Source organism: Sorangium sp. So ce295, assembly GCF_051527405.1.
Taxonomy (GTDB): domain Bacteria; phylum Myxococcota_A; class Polyangia; order Polyangiales; family Polyangiaceae; genus Sorangium; species Sorangium cellulosum_B.
On sequence record NZ_CP150324.1, the window covers coordinates 3388919 to 3403163 of the forward strand.

The following is a 14245-nucleotide window of genomic DNA, read 5'->3' on the forward strand; positions in this document are numbered from 1 at the left end:
GGTGCGCTCAGGACGCGCTCGCCCTTCCCGAGCGGCGCGCGCGGAGCACGGCGTCGGCGCTGAACACCGCGAGCCCCGTCCAGATGCAGGCGAAGCTCACGGCCTGGGCCGTGCTGAACGGCTCGTCGTAGACGAGCACGGCCAGCAGGAACTGGCCGCTCGGCGCGAGGTACTGGAGGAAGCCGACGGTGGTCAGCGACAGGCGGCGCGCCGCGTTCGTGAACCAGACGAGCGGCAGGGCCGTGATGATGCCCGTCGCGGCGAGCAGGAGGTGGGTCCGCAGATCGGCGCGGCCCGCGGCGCCGGCGCCATCGGCGTGGAGGGCGGCCAGGTAGGCCGCGCCGAGCGGGGCGATGAACGACGTCTCCAGGGTGGAGCCGGGGAGCGAGCCGACGGCGGCGACCTTCCGCAGCAGGCCGTACACCCCGAACGTGCTCGCCAGGCCCAGGGCGATCCAGGGGATCGAGCCGGCGCGCACCGCCAGGTACACGACGCCCGAGGCGGCGAGGCCGAGCGCGAGCCACTGGGCGGGCCGCAGCCGCTCGCGCAGGAAGAGCATGCCGAGGAGCACGCTGAGCAGCGGGTTGATGAAGTAGCCGAGGCTGGCGTCGAGCACGCGCCCCACCGCGACGGCGTAGATGAACAGGACCCAGTTCGCCGACACGAGCGCGCCGGTCACCGCCATCGCCGCGACGACGCGCCGGTCGCGCAGGGCGGCGCCGAGCGCGCGGCCCTGCCCTGTGGCCAGCGTGAGCGCCACGAACGAGAGCAGGCTCCACACGGTGCGATGGGCCAGGAGCTCGACCGCGCCGACGTGCCGGAGCTGCTTCCAGAAGACGGGGACGACGCCCCAGGAGCTGTAGGCCGCGATCCCGTAGGCGACGCCCCACGCGGCCTCCTTTCGGCTGTCGCGAGCATCTTCGGGCGTGGGCATCGGGGTCGTGCTTCCTCGGCGGCGTCGCTCGACGCCGCCCGCCGCCCGGCGCCGCTGCTACGAGGCGCCGCTCGCGTTCGATCGGACGGCGAACATGGCGAACCTGCTCGGCCATTTCAAGCCCTGCCTGCGAGCGCCGGGCTCGCAGGCTCGCCGCGAGGCCGCATGGCATCCGCGTTGCTGGACGCGGGGCGCGGCGCTGAGTCCGCAGCGAGCACAGCGAGGTGGGTATGCGAAGTGTCTACGCTTCAGCAGGGCTATGTGCAGCGATGATGGTCGCGTGCACGGGAGAAACGACCGGCGAGACGCGGCCTGGAGGCGCACAGCCTGAAGACATGGGGTTCGTGACCGTCCAGTGGTCCATCGAGGACAAGACCGACGCCGCTCAGTGCAAGGCGCGCGGCGCGACCGCGGTCGAGCTGGTCCTCATCAACACGAAGAGCAACGAGGTCACGCGGCAGGTGGTCCCCTGCGAGCGGTTCGACGCGAGCGTGCAGCTCGTCGCCGACGACTATGTCGGGACGCTCTCGCTCGTCGACGACAACGGCAGGCCGGTCAGCGATCCGCAGGCGGTGGGGCCGTTCGAGGTCTCCGGGGACGAGTCGACGACCCGCAAGATCAGCTTCCCCGCCGCCGAGCGGCAGCGAGGCACGCACCGGCAGCCCGAAAGGCCGCGGCGGTAGGCCACAGGCGAATCGCGCCACGCGCGCCCGAGCCCCTTCACGCACCGCTGGCGGCCGCCCGCCCGCGGAGGAGCGCTATCGAGCCGCCCTCACGACGGTGAGGGCGCTCGGTCCCTCCCCGCGCTGCCGGGGAGCCCGCCCCCTTCGATCAGCCGGAGGAGCTTGTCCTTCGTGGTCAGCCCCACGTGACGAGCCACCTCCTTGCCCCCGGCGAACGCGACGACGGTCGGAAAAGCGCGGATGCCGAGGCGGCGGGCGATGGCCGGGCACCGATCGCCGTCGACCGCCACCACCTTCAGGCGTCCTGCGCCTTCCTCCGCCAGCTTGTGCAGGATGGGCGCGAGCGCGCGGCACGGCGGGCACCACTGCGCGGTGAGCTCGACGAGGACGGGCACCCCGGCCTCCAGCACCTCGGCGTCGAAGCTCGCCTCATCGATCTCGCGGACAGGATTCGTGGACATGGCGTGAACCTCCATGCCCTGGCAGGTCTCGAGGGCGGCCTCCATTACAGCGCTCGCCCGTTGTAATGTGGTCGCGGCTCGACACCTGACCTCCTGGACCATGGGCGCCATCAAGGACGCGGACGATCTCCTCAACCATGTGTCGCACCTTGTGCGCTCCGAGCGTTCGGCGCTCGCGGCGCTGGCGCGCGCGGAGGGGGTGACACCAGAAGACGCGGTCGACTGCGTGCAGGAGGGCCTCTGCACGCTGCTCACGCTCGCGCAGCGGGGCGCCCTCCCGGAGGACGTCGGCGCGTGGGGGGGCGTGCTCGCCGGGACGGTGCGGAACGCCGCGCGCAACCGGCGCCGCCGTCACTTCCGCGCCCGGCCGCACGACGACGTGGACGCGCACCCGGAGGCCGCGGGGGACGTGCCGGCGACCGACGAGGCGATCGCGCGCGCCGAGGAGCACGTCCGCCTGCGCGCGTGCGTCGAGGAGCTCTGCGAGATCCAGAAGGCCGTCGTGACGCTGCGCATGCTCGAGGAGCAACCCGGAGAGGACGTGGCGCGCGCGCTGGGCATCTCGGCCGGCCACGTCGCGGTGCTCCTGCACCGGGCCAAGCTCGCGCTGCGCGCGTGCATGACGTCGCCGCACTGAGCGCGCCGCGCGTGCTGCCGCGCGCCCTCGCGAGTGCGCGCGCGGCGCGGGCGCGCCGGTGTCTGCTATGTCTTGGGCGAGACGTCATGAGCTCTTCTTCGTCCGCTTCGCCAGCCTTGCGCATCCTCGCGCCCGATGAGCCGCCCGCGTTCGAGGTGGTGAACCCCGAGGGCCGCTCCAGCGCGGTCCTGCTCTGCGACCACGCGTCCAACGCGGTTCCGAGGAGCCTCCCCGAGCTGGGCAGGCAGCACGAGGCGCTCCGCGAGCACACCGGCTGGGACATCGGCGCGGCCCGCCTCTCGCGCCGCCTGTCCGCGCTCCTCGACGCGCCGCTCGTGCTCTCCGGCTACTCGCGGCTCGTCATCGACTGCAACCGGCCGCTGGGCTCGCCGACGTCCATCCCCGAGATCAGCTGCGGCGTGCCCATCCCCGGCAACGCCATCGACGCCGCGGAGGCCCGCGCGCGGGCTGACGCGTGCTTCTGGCCCTACCACCGCGCGATCACCGCGCTCCTCGACGCGCGGCGGGACCGCCGGGAGCGCACGGCGATCCTCAGCGTGCACAGCTTCACGCCCGCGATGCCCGGCCAGGACCGGCCGTGGCACGCGGCTGTCCTCTACGGGCGCGACCGCAGGCTCGCCGCGCCGTTCCTCGAGGCGCTGCGGCGCGAGCCCGGGCTCTGCGTCGGCGACAACGAGCCCTACCGCGTGACCGAGGGCGGCGACTACGGGATCCCCACGCACGGCGAGGCCCGCGGCCTGCCCTGCGTGCTCCTCGAGATCCGCCAGGACGGCCTGCTGAGCGACGAGGGCGTGGAGGCCTGGGCCCAGCGCCTCGCGGCGAGCTACCGGGCCATCGAGGCGAGCGGCGTCGACCTGAACGCCCTCTCCCCGGACGCCTCCGCCGGTCGGTGACGTGGACGGGGCTCGGCGCCCGGTTGACACCTCCGAGGCACCTTGTCTCACGTGTGACGGCCTGACGCAGGCGAGCCTCCGCCGGGGGCGGCGGAGAGCGTCACGCCGGGACGGCGCACATCGCTGCGAACAGCCCGATTCCCATCGGTTTCCGGCAAAGGCTCGGGGCGGCACCGTTCGTGTATCGCCGGGCTCATGGCAGCGCTCGGCCCTCGCGCCGGCGCTCGTTCAACGGAGTCGATGGAGGTACCGATGAACCATGCAGTCAATCCGAGGTGGTGGGATGATCACAAGACGTCCGGCTGGGACCGCGTGAAGGAGGCGCTGCGCCGCGACTGGGAGCAGACCAAGGCGGACTTCACCAGCACCAAGGGGCAGGAGCTCAACCAGGACGTCGGCGATACGGTGAAGCAGGCGCTCGGCAAGCAGCCGATCCCGCCGCGCTACGCGCCGAACACCGACTGGGACCAGGTCGAGCCGGGGCTGCGCTACGGCTGGGGCGCGGCGGGCCATTACAGCGATCACACCGACTGGGACGATCGGGTCGAGAGCAAGCTCAAGGAGGAGTGGAACGACCTCAAGAGCGGGCGCACCTGGGACGAGGCGAAGAGCGCCGTGCGGCGCGGGTGGGATTCGGCGCGGCGCAAGGTCTCCTGAGCCGCGCCCTCGACCGGATCACCGCTTCGACGGCGGGAGCAGCTCCCTCAGCGCGTCGTGCAGGCGGCGGTACGTCACGACGTCGCCCCGCGCCACGCCCTCGCGCACGAGATCCCGGGCGACCTCCGGGCCGATGCCGGCGAGCACGCAGGTGCTGCCGAGCAGCCTCACCGCCGTCGCCACGCGCAGGAAGAGCGCGAGCGCGCTCGCCTCCATCCGGTCGAGCCCGGTGACATCGATGACCACGGCGCGCGCCCGCCTGGCCGTCACGGCGGAGAGGAGCCGCTCCATGAGGAGCGCGCACCGCTCCTCGTCGACGAAGCCGATCACGGGGACGCAGAGGATCCGGCTCCAGACCTCGATGATGGGCATGGACAGCGCCCGGATCGCGGCGCGCTGGTGCTCGATGAGCGTCAGCTTCTCGGTGATCTCCCGCTCGTACGCGAGGTCGCGCGCCCGCGCGAGCTCCTCCTCGGCGCGGGCGCGCGCGAGCGCCTGCGACGCCGCGGGCAGGAGGCGGCGCACGAGGCTGACGTGGCGCGCGTCGAAGAAGGCGCGGTCCGGATGGACAAGCACGAGCAGCGACCGCAGGGGACCGGCGTGGAGCGGCGCGTGGAGCGCGGAGCCGTAGCGCGCGAGCACGGGCTCCGGCTGGCGCTGCCACTCGGCGAGCTGGCGGAGGTCGAAGCTGGCGACCGGCCGGCCCTCGAGCGCGCGCGAGAACGCGGGCCCGGCCTCCCATTCGGTCGCCGAGAGGCCCGGATCGGTCGCGACGAGGGCGCGGCCGTCCGCCCCCTCATCGAACGCGATCACGAGCCCGGCGGCGGCCCCGAGCCGCTGCGCGGTCGCCTCGACGACGCGCGCCAGCGTCTCCGTGAAGCTGCCCGGCTCCGTGAAGCGCAGGAGCACCTCCGCCAGCCCTTCGGCCTCCAGCCGGAGCGCTCGCTCCTCCTCATGCGCGCGCCGAAGCTCGGCGATCGTCTCGTGGGCAGCCTCGTCCATCAAATCTCAGTCTCCGAGCAGGACGACGCTGATGGAGAGGTTCGCGTGCTGGTTCTTGCCCCGGGTGAAGCACCCCTGCTCGCCGAAGGTGAACCTGCCGAGGAACGGCGTCTCCCCGAGCGACGCGGCCACCCCCTGGACGACGCGATCGAGCTCGCCGCGCACGGCGAGCATGCACCCCGCGCAGAAGATCACGAGCGCGCCCTGCGCGCGGAAGGAGGGCGGCGCGGCCCCCAGCGCGGCGTCGACGACGGAGCGGACCCGGCCGATCACGCTCTCGCGCGATCCCTGCATGAGCACGAGCTCGTCGCCCTCGTTGATGTTGGCGCCGAGCGTCATGGAGTTGTCCTGCTGCACGGTGTCCGGGTGGATGAGCAAGAACTGGGGGACCTTGCCGATCCAGCCCGAGGGCCGCCCGAGGGGGTGGAGCGCCGTGTGCTCCAGGATCGTCCCGCCGCCGAGCTGCGCGGAGATCAGGCCGCCGGTCCAGCGGTTGTAGACCTCGGCGGCCGGGAGCCCGTCGATCTCGGGCAGGCGCCTGCCCTCGGCGCGGGTCACGCGACAGCGGTGCTCGGTGGGGGCATAGCCGCTGCTGAACGCATAGGAGATCTCCCCGGACGGGTAGAGGGCGGTCAGCAGCACCGCGCCCTCGTGGGCCAGCCCGCGATCCATCTGCGATTGCCTGCCGACGATGGAGTCCGCCGCGGTGGAGCCGCCGAACACGGGCACGTTGGGGCCCACGACGTCCTCGATGCCGAGCAGGACGTCCTCCTCCGCGCCGGTCTGCACGCTGAGCCAGAGCAGGGCCGGGAGCTCGCCGGAGCGCCCGGCGTCCTCGATCGCGCGCGCCGCGGCGCGCGCGCCGGCGGCCCGCGGGGCGCCGCCGATCCGCTCGGCCGCGACGCCATAGGCGCCCTGCGCGTCGGCGACCCCGAGCAGGGCGAGGCCGGGGCCGGGGGCGCCATGAACGCCGGCAGCGGTCATGACCGACTGGCACGAGCTCGATCCGTGGACGCGAACCGACGGCGGCAGCGCCGCGGTGGCGCGCGCGAGCTCGTCGACGTCATAGGAGGCCGTGTAGCTCAGGAAGACGTGATCGGGCTCCGCGCCGAGGCCCGCGCGCAGCGCCGACATGGCCTCGGCGAACGCGGCGCTCGCCCCCGCAGCGGTCGACGACGACGTGGCGATCTTCATCCCCGCGGCCCTCCCGTGCCCGCGGTCCGTGCCGCCGGCGCCGGTGGGCTCCACAGGCCGTCTGTCGCGTTCATGACCTTCTCCTTCATCGGCGTTCTTTCCGCTTGCGAAGTATCCGGTGACTCGTTGCGCCGGCGCTTATACACAAAACCGCACCGCGCCGCCCCTGCGCTCAGCCGCCGATAAGGTGCCGCGCGTAGCCGTACACGTAGACCGTGATGATCGCGGCGGCAGCCACGTTGAGCAGGAAGCCTGTCCGGATCATCGCCGGGAGCCGCACGTACCCGCTGCCGAACACGATGGCGTTGGGCGGCGTGCCCGTCGGCAGCATGAAGTCGCAGGACGCGGCGATCGTGGCCGCGAACAGCACGCCGAGGTCCTGCGGGAGCACGTTGAGCGCCACGTTCACCGTGGCGGTGTTGGAGGCCAGCGCCGACAGGGCGATCGTGCCGGTGCTGGCGAGCCCGATCTGCGCGAGCAGCGGCGCCTCGGCGACGACCGCGAGCTCCGCGGCCATCCACGCCGAGAGCCCGCCGCCCTCGATGCCGGCCGCCATCGCGAAGCTGCCGCCGAGCAAGGCGAGCGTGCCCCAGGGCATCCTGCGCAGGGAGGCGAGCGAGAGGGCGCGCAAGGCGAGCAGGCCGAGCGCCGCCAGGACGGCCACGGTCGCCTCGTAGTGCTTGCCCTGCACCTTGAAGCCGGCCGCGGCGCCCGAGCCCAGCGCGGCGCCAAGGCCCTCGAGCGCGGCCTGGACGCGCGGCGCGAGCGCGGCGCGCAGCGGATCGCCGAGGATCCAGAGCGCGCTCGCCGCCGCGAAGACGGCGGCGACCGTCTTCTCGCCGCGGCTCATCGGGCCCATGGCCGCGAGCTCGCGGTCGAGCGCGTCGCGCGCACGGCCGGGGCCGAGCCCGTCCCGCTTGCCGACGCGCCACAGGGCGAGCCAGAGCAGCGGGACGAAGAGGACAACGAACGGCAGGGCGATCGCCATGTACTGCAGAAAACCGAGATCGTGGCCCAGCTTGTCAGCGAGGAAGCCGCAGAAGATGGAGTTCGTCCCGGTGCCGATCTTCGTGCCGATCCCGCCGACGTTGGAGGCGTAGGCCACCGCCAGCATGATCGCCGTCCCGTAGTGCGTGAGCCTGCGCCCCCCGGCGGCCGACTCCAGCTGCGCGAGCAGGGCGAGCCCGATGGGGACCATCATCACGGCGGTCGCGGTGTTGGAGATCCAGAGCGAGATGGAGCTCGTCGCGACCAGCATGCCGAGCAGGAGGCGCTTCGGGTCCGTGCCGACGGCCCGCATGATGTGGAGCGCCACCCGGCGGTGAAGGCTCCACTGCTCCATGGCGGCCCCGATCGCCATGCCGCCGAGGAAGAGGAAGATGTACGCGTCGACGAACGGCGCGGCGGCGCGGGCCGCGTCGCCCGCGAGCCCGCGGCCGAAGACGCCGAGCAACGGGAAGAGAACGAGCGGCAAGCAGGCGGTGAGCGCGACGGGGAGCACCTCGAAGAGCCACCACAGCGCCATCCACGCCGCGACCGCGGCCGCGTATGCGGGGCGGTGGCCGTAACCAGGGACGGCGTGGAGCCCGCTCGGGATGAGCGCGATCGCGAGGGCGGCGGCCGGACCGGAGGCGACGCCGAGGCAGCGAAGCAGGCGGAGCCGCGCAGGAGGGGGGTGGCCTCGGTGAGGGGCGCCCGGCGGCGCGGCGGCGTGATCAGGGGGGCCCTGCATGGCGACTCTATCGCACACGCGCTCCTCGCCGGCAGGCCGCGCCCTGCGCGCGGCGCGGCGGGCGCGGCGCGCGCGTGCTAGGCGTCAGCCGCTCCGCACGGCGCTCGCGCCGCCCGCAGGGCAGGAGAGCCGCCGTGTCCGATCCCCTCGTCGTCAACGATGCGCTGACCGCCCCGGCCGCGCTCCTCAGCTGGAGCGCCGTTCGCGCGTCGGGGCCCGGCGGTCAGAACGTCAACAAGGTCGCCTCCAAGGTGGAGCTGCGCTTCGACTTCGGCGCGTGGCCGGAGCTCGCCGACGACGCCAAGGCGAGGCTGCGCGTGCTGGCGCGCGGTCGGCTCGACGCCGAGGGGCGGCTGTTCATCGTGAGCCAGCTGACGCGCGACCAGCTGCGCAACCTGGACGACGCGCGCGAGAAGCTGCGCGCGCTGATCCTGCGCGCGCTCGAGGTGCCGGTGCAGCGAAGGCCGACGCGGCCTACGCGTGCGTCGAAGGCGCGGCGGCTCGACGAGAAGCGGCGCACGGGCGAGAAGAAGCACGTGCGCCGCAGCGGGGGCGATCACGAGTAATGGGGCGCGCGCGGGGGGGGGAGGGCGTCCAGCGCGCGCCCGCGCCGCGGCGGCCCTCGCTCAGCGCTTGCGCCGGGAGCCGGCGACGACCTCGGCGGCGGTCGTCGCGGTCGCCGCGCGCTTGATCCATCGCCGTAGCTTGCCCAGATCCTCGCAGCCGGCGATCGCACGGGCCACCTCGGCCGGCGTGGCGACCCCGCGCGACTCCAGCACCGTGAGGATGGCCTCCTGCGCCATCCTGACCTCGCCGCGCGCCTCGCCGCGCGCTTCACCACGCGCCTCGCCACGCGCCTCGCCGCGCGCTTCACCGCGGGCCTCGCCGCGGGCCTCGCCGCGCGCTTCACCGCGGGCCTCGCCGCGGGCCTCGCCCTCCGCGAGCGCCGCCTCGAGCGCGGGCACGCGCTTGTCGAGCAGCGCGCGTGCCACGGCGTCGTCCGAGGACGTGGCCTCGAGGAGCGCCTGGATCGGCAGCGGGCGCACGAGGCAGGGATCCTCGATGACCGCATCCTTGGGCAGCGGGCGCCAGCCGTCGGTCTCGCGCGACCACTCCATCACCCGGCGCTGCTTCACCAGGATGCAGAACACCCGCCGCACGCCGCGGGCGATCAGCAGGCGCGCCTTGGTGGTCGGAACGGCGAGGGCCTGCTTGTCGCTGACCTCGAACGCCAGCTCCTCCAGCCGCCGCCGGCCCGCGCGGTCGGGCTTCTGCGCGAAGACGCTGGCGTCGGCCGCGTAGTCGCTGCCGAGGTCGGTCCGGGTCAGCATGTCCACGGCGCCCCGGTAGCCCTCGGCGACGTGGGCGCCGAGGACGTAGGTCAGATCGAAATGCTGCGTCGCGTGCGGCGGATCGGCCGGGGCGGCGTAGACCTCGACGCCGTGGAGGTACTCCACCCGCGTCTCGGGCGGCGCCAGCCGGTCGTCCACGTGCGGGCGCGCCCTGCCGGCCGGAGGCGCGTGGACCGTACGACCGGAGGCGCCGGCACCGGGAGCGAGGAGGACGTGATCGTGCCTGCGCATGAGCTCCATCCTAGCGCACCCAGCGACCGGCGGGCATCGCGGCGCCGGCGTCCGCGCGCCTCCACCGCGTGGCGAGGCTCAGGCGCTCGCTCTCAGACAGCCCAGCTCGTAAAGCCCCATCCACCCGACCTCCGGGTCGGTGCAGGCGCCCTCCCTGAGCTGCTCCACGAAGTCCTCGATCGGCTTCTCTACCACGTCGATGAACTCCGTCTCATCCAGCGCTTGCGCCCTGTCGCGCGCGCAGTCCACCGCCAGGAACGCGTGTCGTTCGATGGTCGAGTAAGCGCACTCCAGCGGGCGGCCGAGCGGCACGAGCCGCCCGGCGACATACCCCGTCTCCTCGAGGAGCTCGCGCGCCGCCGCCGCCTCCGGGGCCTCGCCAGGCTCGACGCCGCCGCCCGGGAGCTCGTCGAGGATCCGATCGGGCCCCGGCCTGTACTGGCGCGCCAGGATCACCCTCTTCTCGCGCGAGATGGCGAGGACGCAGACGACTCGCCCCTCTTTCTTGAGCGAGAACGTGCGGACCTGCCCGTCCGGGAGCTCGAAGGTGACGTCCTCGATCCTCCGCCACGGCGAGTGCTGGACCACGCGCCGCTCCAACGCCTTCCACCGTACGACCGTCATGATCAACCACCTTGGAGCCGCGACCGCTCCGGCGCCGCCACGCGGAGGGGCGAGGCGCACGGACGGCCGCGCGGCGAGCACGGCTACCAGGCGCGACAGCCGACATCAAGAGGGCGCATCCGAGGGCGCTCATCGCGCGAGCCCGTCCGGGCTTCTGCCGCTCTGGCCGCTCTCGCTCAGGCGGGGGCCGGCCGGGCGCTCATGGGAACGGCCTCCCTCGCGACGGCGAAGTGCCGCCGGATGAAGTCGTTCGCGAACATGCCGATCGGGTCGAGCTCCCTCCGGACATCGGCGAAGTCGACGTACCGAGGATATGCCTTCTCCGCGTACTCTCGATTCGTGAAATTGATCTTCCCCCAGTGCGGCCGGCCTTGATGGCGCTCGATCATGAAGGTCTCGATCTCGGCGAAGATGGCCTTCCAGTCTTCCGCCTCGGAAGGGAAGTGCGCGAAGGTCAGGAACACCGAGTCGCGACCGTGGGCGGGGCTCATCCACGCCGTCTCCCTGGTGACCGTCCGCGCCAGGATGTACCCGTTGATCTTGAACGTCCTCCGCTCCATGAGCTCGAACAGCGAGGTGACCGCCGGTCCCAGGCCCTCGATCGGGATCGCGATCTCGGACTCGATGTGGCCAGCGACGACCTTGAAGCGAGGATCGTGCGCGAAGAGCAGGAGATCGTACGATTTTCCGACCTGGTAGGAGCTCGTGCTCACCGCGGCCAGCGCCGCCCTCAGAAAGCGCGGCTTCAGGTCGATCGGGACCCGCCGCGCGGCGTTCATCAAGACGCTCAACGTGAGCCTGTCGCCCACGGCGAGGAGCGGGTTGCGCAGCCTGTCCCAGAGGGACGGCGCTGACAGCTCCTCCCTCTTCGCGGCGTAGATGTGCTGCCTGCCGTACGGAAAGAAGAACACCTTGTTCATCGCGTACGGGTCGGAGAGCGAGAGAAAGTGGGCGGCGTTCGCGATCGCCGCCTCGGTCTCGAAGACCTTCTGGTGCTTCAGCACGTTGAACGACTCGCGGACCGCGAGCGTCGCCTCGACGACGATCCCCAGGCAGCCAAGGTTGGTCCTGACCGCATCGAGGTACTGTGCGTTGCGCGCGCTGGATATCTCGATGACCTTGCCAGACGACAGCAAGAGCTTCGCGGAGAGCACGGCGCTGGAGAACGAGCCGGTGCTTCCGGAGCCGTGGGTCGCGGTCGCGATGACACCTCCGACGTGCTGCGCGTCGACCTCTCCCAGGTTGACGAGCGCGAGGCCGGCGGCGTCGAGGTGATCGATGAGGTCCGCGACGCGCATCCCTGCCTGGACGGTGACGGTCCTGTTCTTCCGATCGAGCCCGATGAGCTCGTTGATGCGCGCGAGGCTGACCATCCATTCGTCCGTGCACACGATGTCGGACCAGGAATGTCCGGCGCCGACGATCCGGATCTTCTTGGACCTGGCCCTCGCGCTGTCGACGATCGCCACGAGCTCGTCGATCGACCCGGGCTCATGGAAGCTCTCGGGTTTGCATTGATGGTTGGCTCCCCAGTTCCGCCACGTTCCATCCGGACGAAGCGCATTGGACGTGGCGAAGAACCTCCTGATGCCCTGTGTGATCGCGCTCGGAAGCTGGACGTTCCCGAGACGTTTCCGGTTTGCTTCCACGAATCTCAGCTGCATGAGACCTCCGCGAGACGCCCTCGGGCTCACACACCCGCAAATAGTTGAGCGGCGAGTGGCCGGCCAGCGAGAACCTCGGGCACAGCGGGAGATCGAGATGAGCTATGTCCCGGACGCTGTTCGCGCAGCGCATGGCAGGTGGATCGGAGCCGGGCGCCCGCGGCGTCGAGCCGCCGCGGACCTGCTGCTCGGCCAGGCGGCGCGCTCGGTCAAGACATTGGCGTCGCCGGTCAAGGACGGGACGCGCGCTCGGCACCATCCTCTCTGGCATGACCTACCTCATCCCGAGCCAAGAACAGGCGCACGCGGGTCTGCGTGCCATCAAGGTCGTCCTTACCTCGGCCGGCCCCCTCGACGGATCGCGGCGCGACGCGATCGCCGCGGTGCAGCGGCACCTCCTCCGCACCGACGTCGACATCGACGCGCTCGCCCCGATAGCGCCCGAGGAGCTCGCGCGCGCCGTCGAGCACCCTGCTCTGCGCGAGCAGCTCATCAACGGTCTCTGCGCCATGACCCTGTGCGGCGAGCGCGTCGACGAGCGCGAGCTGCTCGAGGTCGAGCGCTTCGCCGCGGCGCTCGGGGCGCGGCCGGACGCGGTCCGCCAGCTCCACCACCTGTACGAGCGGCGGCTGCTCCTCCTGCGCATCGACATCAGCCGGAGCTCGCTGCTCGGCAAGAACGTGCGGCGCATGCTCGATGAGGGCGGCCTGTATGGGCTCGCCAGGAACGTCGCGAGCTTCGCGGGCATCCTGGAGAACGAGCCAGTCGCCGCGCGCTACCGCTCGCTCGAGGCGTACAGAGAGGGCACCCTCGGCAAGGCGCTCTTTACCTTCTATCGAGAGAACGGCTTCTCGTTCCCCGGCGAGAAGCGCGGCGTGCCCGAGGGCGTGCTCACGCACGACCTGAGCCACATCCTCGCCGGTTACGGCACGGACCTGCGCGGAGAGGCGATGACGATCGCCTTTCAGGCGGGGTATCGCCGCGAGAACCCGTTCGGCATCCTCGTGTTCCTGCTGGTGCAGCTCCAGCAGGGCGTCCAGCTCACCGTGCTGGCGCCGTCGCAGCAGGGGATGCTCGCGACGCCCGGGCTCGCCGACGAGCTCGTGCGATCGTTCGTTCGCGGAACGAAGATGAGCGTCGACCTGATGGACGACTGGGACTTCTGGTCCGACATGGCGGTGGATCTCGACGAGCTGCGCCGCCGCTACGGCGTCGTCCCCTGGGAGGCCGCGGCCTGATCCGGGTCCTCCGCCGGAGCAGCCGAGAGGTGAAGAGGGCCCGCCGCCGCGCGGGGAGGCGCGCGGCGAGCCGGGGGCGCGCGCGTCACCCGCCGAAGCCGCCCGCGACCGTCTTCGAGAACGACGCGCCGCCCTGGCTGGCGCGCACCGCCGACTGGGAGAACAGCGCGAACGCCTTGCGGATGTCCGCCGCGTCGCTCTTCGGCGTCAGGATCCAGCGGTCCTCGATCCCCATGTCGCGATAGACGGCGCGGAAATCGGTGTTCCCGTCGTCGATGCCGATCGCCGCCACGATGTGGGCCTCGGCCCGCCGCATGTCACGGACGAGGGCGCACACGTCCTTGGCCTTGGCCCACGTCGAGCCCGCGTCGGCGCCGTCCGAGATGATCAGCGTGACGGTGCGCGCCGGGACGCCGCTCAGCGCGAACTCCTGCGCCTTCGCGATCACCGTTCCGAGCAAGACCACCGTCTGATCGTAGAGGGGCGTGCCGAGCATGGGATCGTAGTTCTTCGTGTCCATCTTCACGGCCTGGGCGATCGGGCAGTACGGATACAGCACCGCCCCGTTCAGGTAACGGTTGTGCGCCAGGATCGAGTCACGCTGCCTGGAGTCGGAGAGGGCGCCCACCACGAGGTTGTGCCCGTCCCTCACCGACGGGGCGTTGCCGGCGAATTTGATGGATCCCGAGTCGTCGGGCATCACCGTGACCAGCACCACCTCCGACGACGCGACGTCGTCCACCTGCACCCCGAAGCCGGCCTGGATCTGCGCGCCCAGGTCGGTGATGTGCAGCGCCTGCATCGCCTCGGGCGAGAGCGCGCCGTCGTCCCGCGCTGCCTCGAAGAGCTGCTCGATGTCGAGCGAGCCATCGCGGCTCGTCCCCTTGTTGTTCTCCTTGTTCTTGCTCATCGGATCCTCCAC

15 protein-coding genes are annotated in these 14245 nt (G+C 72.1%); 6 read left to right on the top strand and 9 right to left on the bottom strand.

What is annotated here, in order from left to right:
• Positions 1 to 7 precede the first annotated feature (7 nt).
• Positions 8 to 934 carry an EamA family transporter RarD gene (gene rarD / locus WMF11_RS13070; protein WP_437908719.1) on the bottom strand — a complete coding sequence of 309 codons (927 nt, stop codon included), beginning with the start codon at positions 932 to 934 and terminating at the stop codon, positions 8 to 10.
• 335 nt (positions 935 to 1269) lie between these two features.
• Between rarD and WMF11_RS13075 the strand changes: the two genes are divergently transcribed.
• Positions 1270 to 1617 carry a hypothetical protein gene (locus WMF11_RS13075; protein WP_437908720.1) on the top strand — a complete coding sequence of 116 codons (348 nt, stop codon included), beginning with the start codon at positions 1270 to 1272 and terminating at the stop codon, positions 1615 to 1617.
• 89 nt (positions 1618 to 1706) lie between these two features.
• Here WMF11_RS13075 and WMF11_RS13080 read toward each other — a convergent pair whose 3' ends face one another.
• Positions 1707 to 2078, bottom strand: coding sequence for a thioredoxin family protein (locus WMF11_RS13080; protein ID WP_437977720.1), 372 nt, complete (start codon positions 2076 to 2078; stop codon positions 1707 to 1709).
• A gap of 100 nt (positions 2079 to 2178) precedes the next feature.
• On the opposite strand from WMF11_RS13080, the gene WMF11_RS13085 reads away from it, so the two are divergent.
• The 3 genes from WMF11_RS13085 to WMF11_RS13095 all read left to right on the top strand — a co-directional run bounded on the left by WMF11_RS13085 (position 2179) and on the right by WMF11_RS13095 (position 4286).
• Positions 2179 to 2715, top strand: a complete 537-nt coding sequence (locus WMF11_RS13085) for an RNA polymerase sigma factor (RefSeq protein ID WP_044964694.1) — start codon at positions 2179 to 2181, stop codon at positions 2713 to 2715.
• An 86-nt stretch (positions 2716 to 2801) separates the two neighbouring features.
• Complete coding sequence (locus WMF11_RS13090) at positions 2802 to 3629, top strand: N-formylglutamate amidohydrolase (protein WP_437977721.1); 828 nt, start codon at positions 2802 to 2804, stop codon at positions 3627 to 3629.
• 252 nt (positions 3630 to 3881) lie between these two features.
• On the top strand, positions 3882 to 4286 hold the full coding sequence (locus WMF11_RS13095; protein WP_437552147.1) for a hypothetical protein: 405 nt from the start codon (positions 3882 to 3884) through the stop codon (positions 4284 to 4286).
• Between the two features lie 18 nt (positions 4287 to 4304).
• Here WMF11_RS13095 and WMF11_RS13100 read toward each other — a convergent pair whose 3' ends face one another.
• The 3 genes from WMF11_RS13100 to WMF11_RS13110 form a co-directional block, all read right to left on the bottom strand.
• Positions 4305 to 5288, bottom strand: a complete 984-nt coding sequence (locus tag WMF11_RS13100; RefSeq protein WP_437552148.1) for an STAS domain-containing protein — start codon at positions 5286 to 5288, stop codon at positions 4305 to 4307.
• Positions 5289 to 5294: 6 nt separating this feature from the next.
• On the bottom strand, positions 5295 to 6482 hold the full coding sequence (locus WMF11_RS13105) for an FIST signal transduction protein (RefSeq protein ID WP_437977722.1): 1188 nt from the start codon (positions 6480 to 6482) through the stop codon (positions 5295 to 5297).
• Positions 6483 to 6654: 172 nt separating this feature from the next.
• Complete coding sequence (locus WMF11_RS13110; RefSeq protein ID WP_437908724.1) at positions 6655 to 8214, bottom strand: SLC13 family permease; 1560 nt, start codon at positions 8212 to 8214, stop codon at positions 6655 to 6657.
• 134 nt (positions 8215 to 8348) lie between these two features.
• Here WMF11_RS13110 and arfB point away from each other — a divergent pair, with 134 nt between their 5' ends.
• Complete coding sequence (gene arfB / locus WMF11_RS13115; protein ID WP_437552151.1) at positions 8349 to 8780, top strand: alternative ribosome rescue aminoacyl-tRNA hydrolase ArfB; 432 nt, start codon at positions 8349 to 8351, stop codon at positions 8778 to 8780.
• A gap of 60 nt (positions 8781 to 8840) precedes the next feature.
• Here arfB and WMF11_RS13120 read toward each other — a convergent pair whose 3' ends face one another.
• The 3 genes from WMF11_RS13120 to WMF11_RS13130 all read right to left on the bottom strand — a co-directional run bounded on the left by WMF11_RS13120 (position 8841) and on the right by WMF11_RS13130 (position 12085).
• A complete protein-coding gene (locus WMF11_RS13120) occupies positions 8841 to 9797 on the bottom strand; it encodes a Uma2 family endonuclease (RefSeq protein WP_437908725.1) in 957 nt (318 codons plus the stop codon).
• A 78-nt stretch (positions 9798 to 9875) separates the two neighbouring features.
• Entirely contained in the window at positions 9876 to 10421 is a 546-nt protein-coding gene (locus WMF11_RS13125; RefSeq protein ID WP_437717309.1) for an NUDIX hydrolase, read from the bottom strand.
• Between the two features lie 176 nt (positions 10422 to 10597).
• Positions 10598 to 12085: a D-arabinono-1,4-lactone oxidase gene (locus WMF11_RS13130; protein ID WP_437977723.1), complete on the bottom strand. Its 1488-nt coding sequence runs from the start codon at positions 12083 to 12085 to the stop codon at positions 10598 to 10600.
• Positions 12086 to 12354: 269 nt separating this feature from the next.
• On the opposite strand from WMF11_RS13130, the gene WMF11_RS13135 reads away from it, so the two are divergent.
• Complete coding sequence (locus WMF11_RS13135) at positions 12355 to 13323, top strand: hypothetical protein (protein WP_437552155.1); 969 nt, start codon at positions 12355 to 12357, stop codon at positions 13321 to 13323.
• An 85-nt stretch (positions 13324 to 13408) separates the two neighbouring features.
• On the opposite strand, the gene WMF11_RS13140 is transcribed toward WMF11_RS13135, so the two are convergent.
• The gene (locus WMF11_RS13140; RefSeq protein WP_437977724.1) at positions 13409 to 14233 is read right to left on the bottom strand and encodes a hypothetical protein; all 825 of its coding nucleotides are present in this window, start codon (positions 14231 to 14233) and stop codon (positions 13409 to 13411) included.
• Positions 14234 to 14245 lie beyond the last annotated feature (12 nt).

What these genes read in the sequence shown, in the direction of transcription:
- rarD (WP_437908719.1), bottom strand. Translation starts at nt 934, where the DNA reads ATGCCCACGCCCGAAGATGCTCGCGACAGCCGAAAGGAGGCCGCGTGG.
- WMF11_RS13075 (WP_437908720.1), top strand. Translation starts at nt 1,270, where the DNA reads ATGGGGTTCGTGACCGTCCAGTGGTCCATCGAGGACAAGACCGACGCC.
- WMF11_RS13080 (WP_437977720.1), bottom strand. Translation starts at nt 2,078, where the DNA reads ATGTCCACGAATCCTGTCCGCGAGATCGATGAGGCGAGCTTCGACGCC.
- WMF11_RS13085 (WP_044964694.1), top strand. Translation starts at nt 2,179, where the DNA reads ATGGGCGCCATCAAGGACGCGGACGATCTCCTCAACCATGTGTCGCAC.
- WMF11_RS13090 (WP_437977721.1), top strand. Translation starts at nt 2,802, where the DNA reads ATGAGCTCTTCTTCGTCCGCTTCGCCAGCCTTGCGCATCCTCGCGCCC.
- WMF11_RS13095 (WP_437552147.1), top strand. Translation starts at nt 3,882, where the DNA reads ATGAACCATGCAGTCAATCCGAGGTGGTGGGATGATCACAAGACGTCC.
- WMF11_RS13100 (WP_437552148.1), bottom strand. Translation starts at nt 5,288, where the DNA reads ATGGACGAGGCTGCCCACGAGACGATCGCCGAGCTTCGGCGCGCGCAT.
- WMF11_RS13105 (WP_437977722.1), bottom strand. Translation starts at nt 6,482, where the DNA reads ATGAAGATCGCCACGTCGTCGTCGACCGCTGCGGGGGCGAGCGCCGCG.
- WMF11_RS13110 (WP_437908724.1), bottom strand. Translation starts at nt 8,214, where the DNA reads ATGCAGGGCCCCCCTGATCACGCCGCCGCGCCGCCGGGCGCCCCTCAC.
- WMF11_RS13120 (WP_437908725.1), bottom strand. Translation starts at nt 9,797, where the DNA reads ATGCGCAGGCACGATCACGTCCTCCTCGCTCCCGGTGCCGGCGCCTCC.
- WMF11_RS13125 (WP_437717309.1), bottom strand. Translation starts at nt 10,421, where the DNA reads ATGACGGTCGTACGGTGGAAGGCGTTGGAGCGGCGCGTGGTCCAGCAC.
- WMF11_RS13130 (WP_437977723.1), bottom strand. Translation starts at nt 12,085, where the DNA reads ATGCAGCTGAGATTCGTGGAAGCAAACCGGAAACGTCTCGGGAACGTC.
- WMF11_RS13135 (WP_437552155.1), top strand. Translation starts at nt 12,355, where the DNA reads ATGACCTACCTCATCCCGAGCCAAGAACAGGCGCACGCGGGTCTGCGT.
- WMF11_RS13140 (WP_437977724.1), bottom strand. Translation starts at nt 14,233, where the DNA reads ATGAGCAAGAACAAGGAGAACAACAAGGGGACGAGCCGCGATGGCTCG.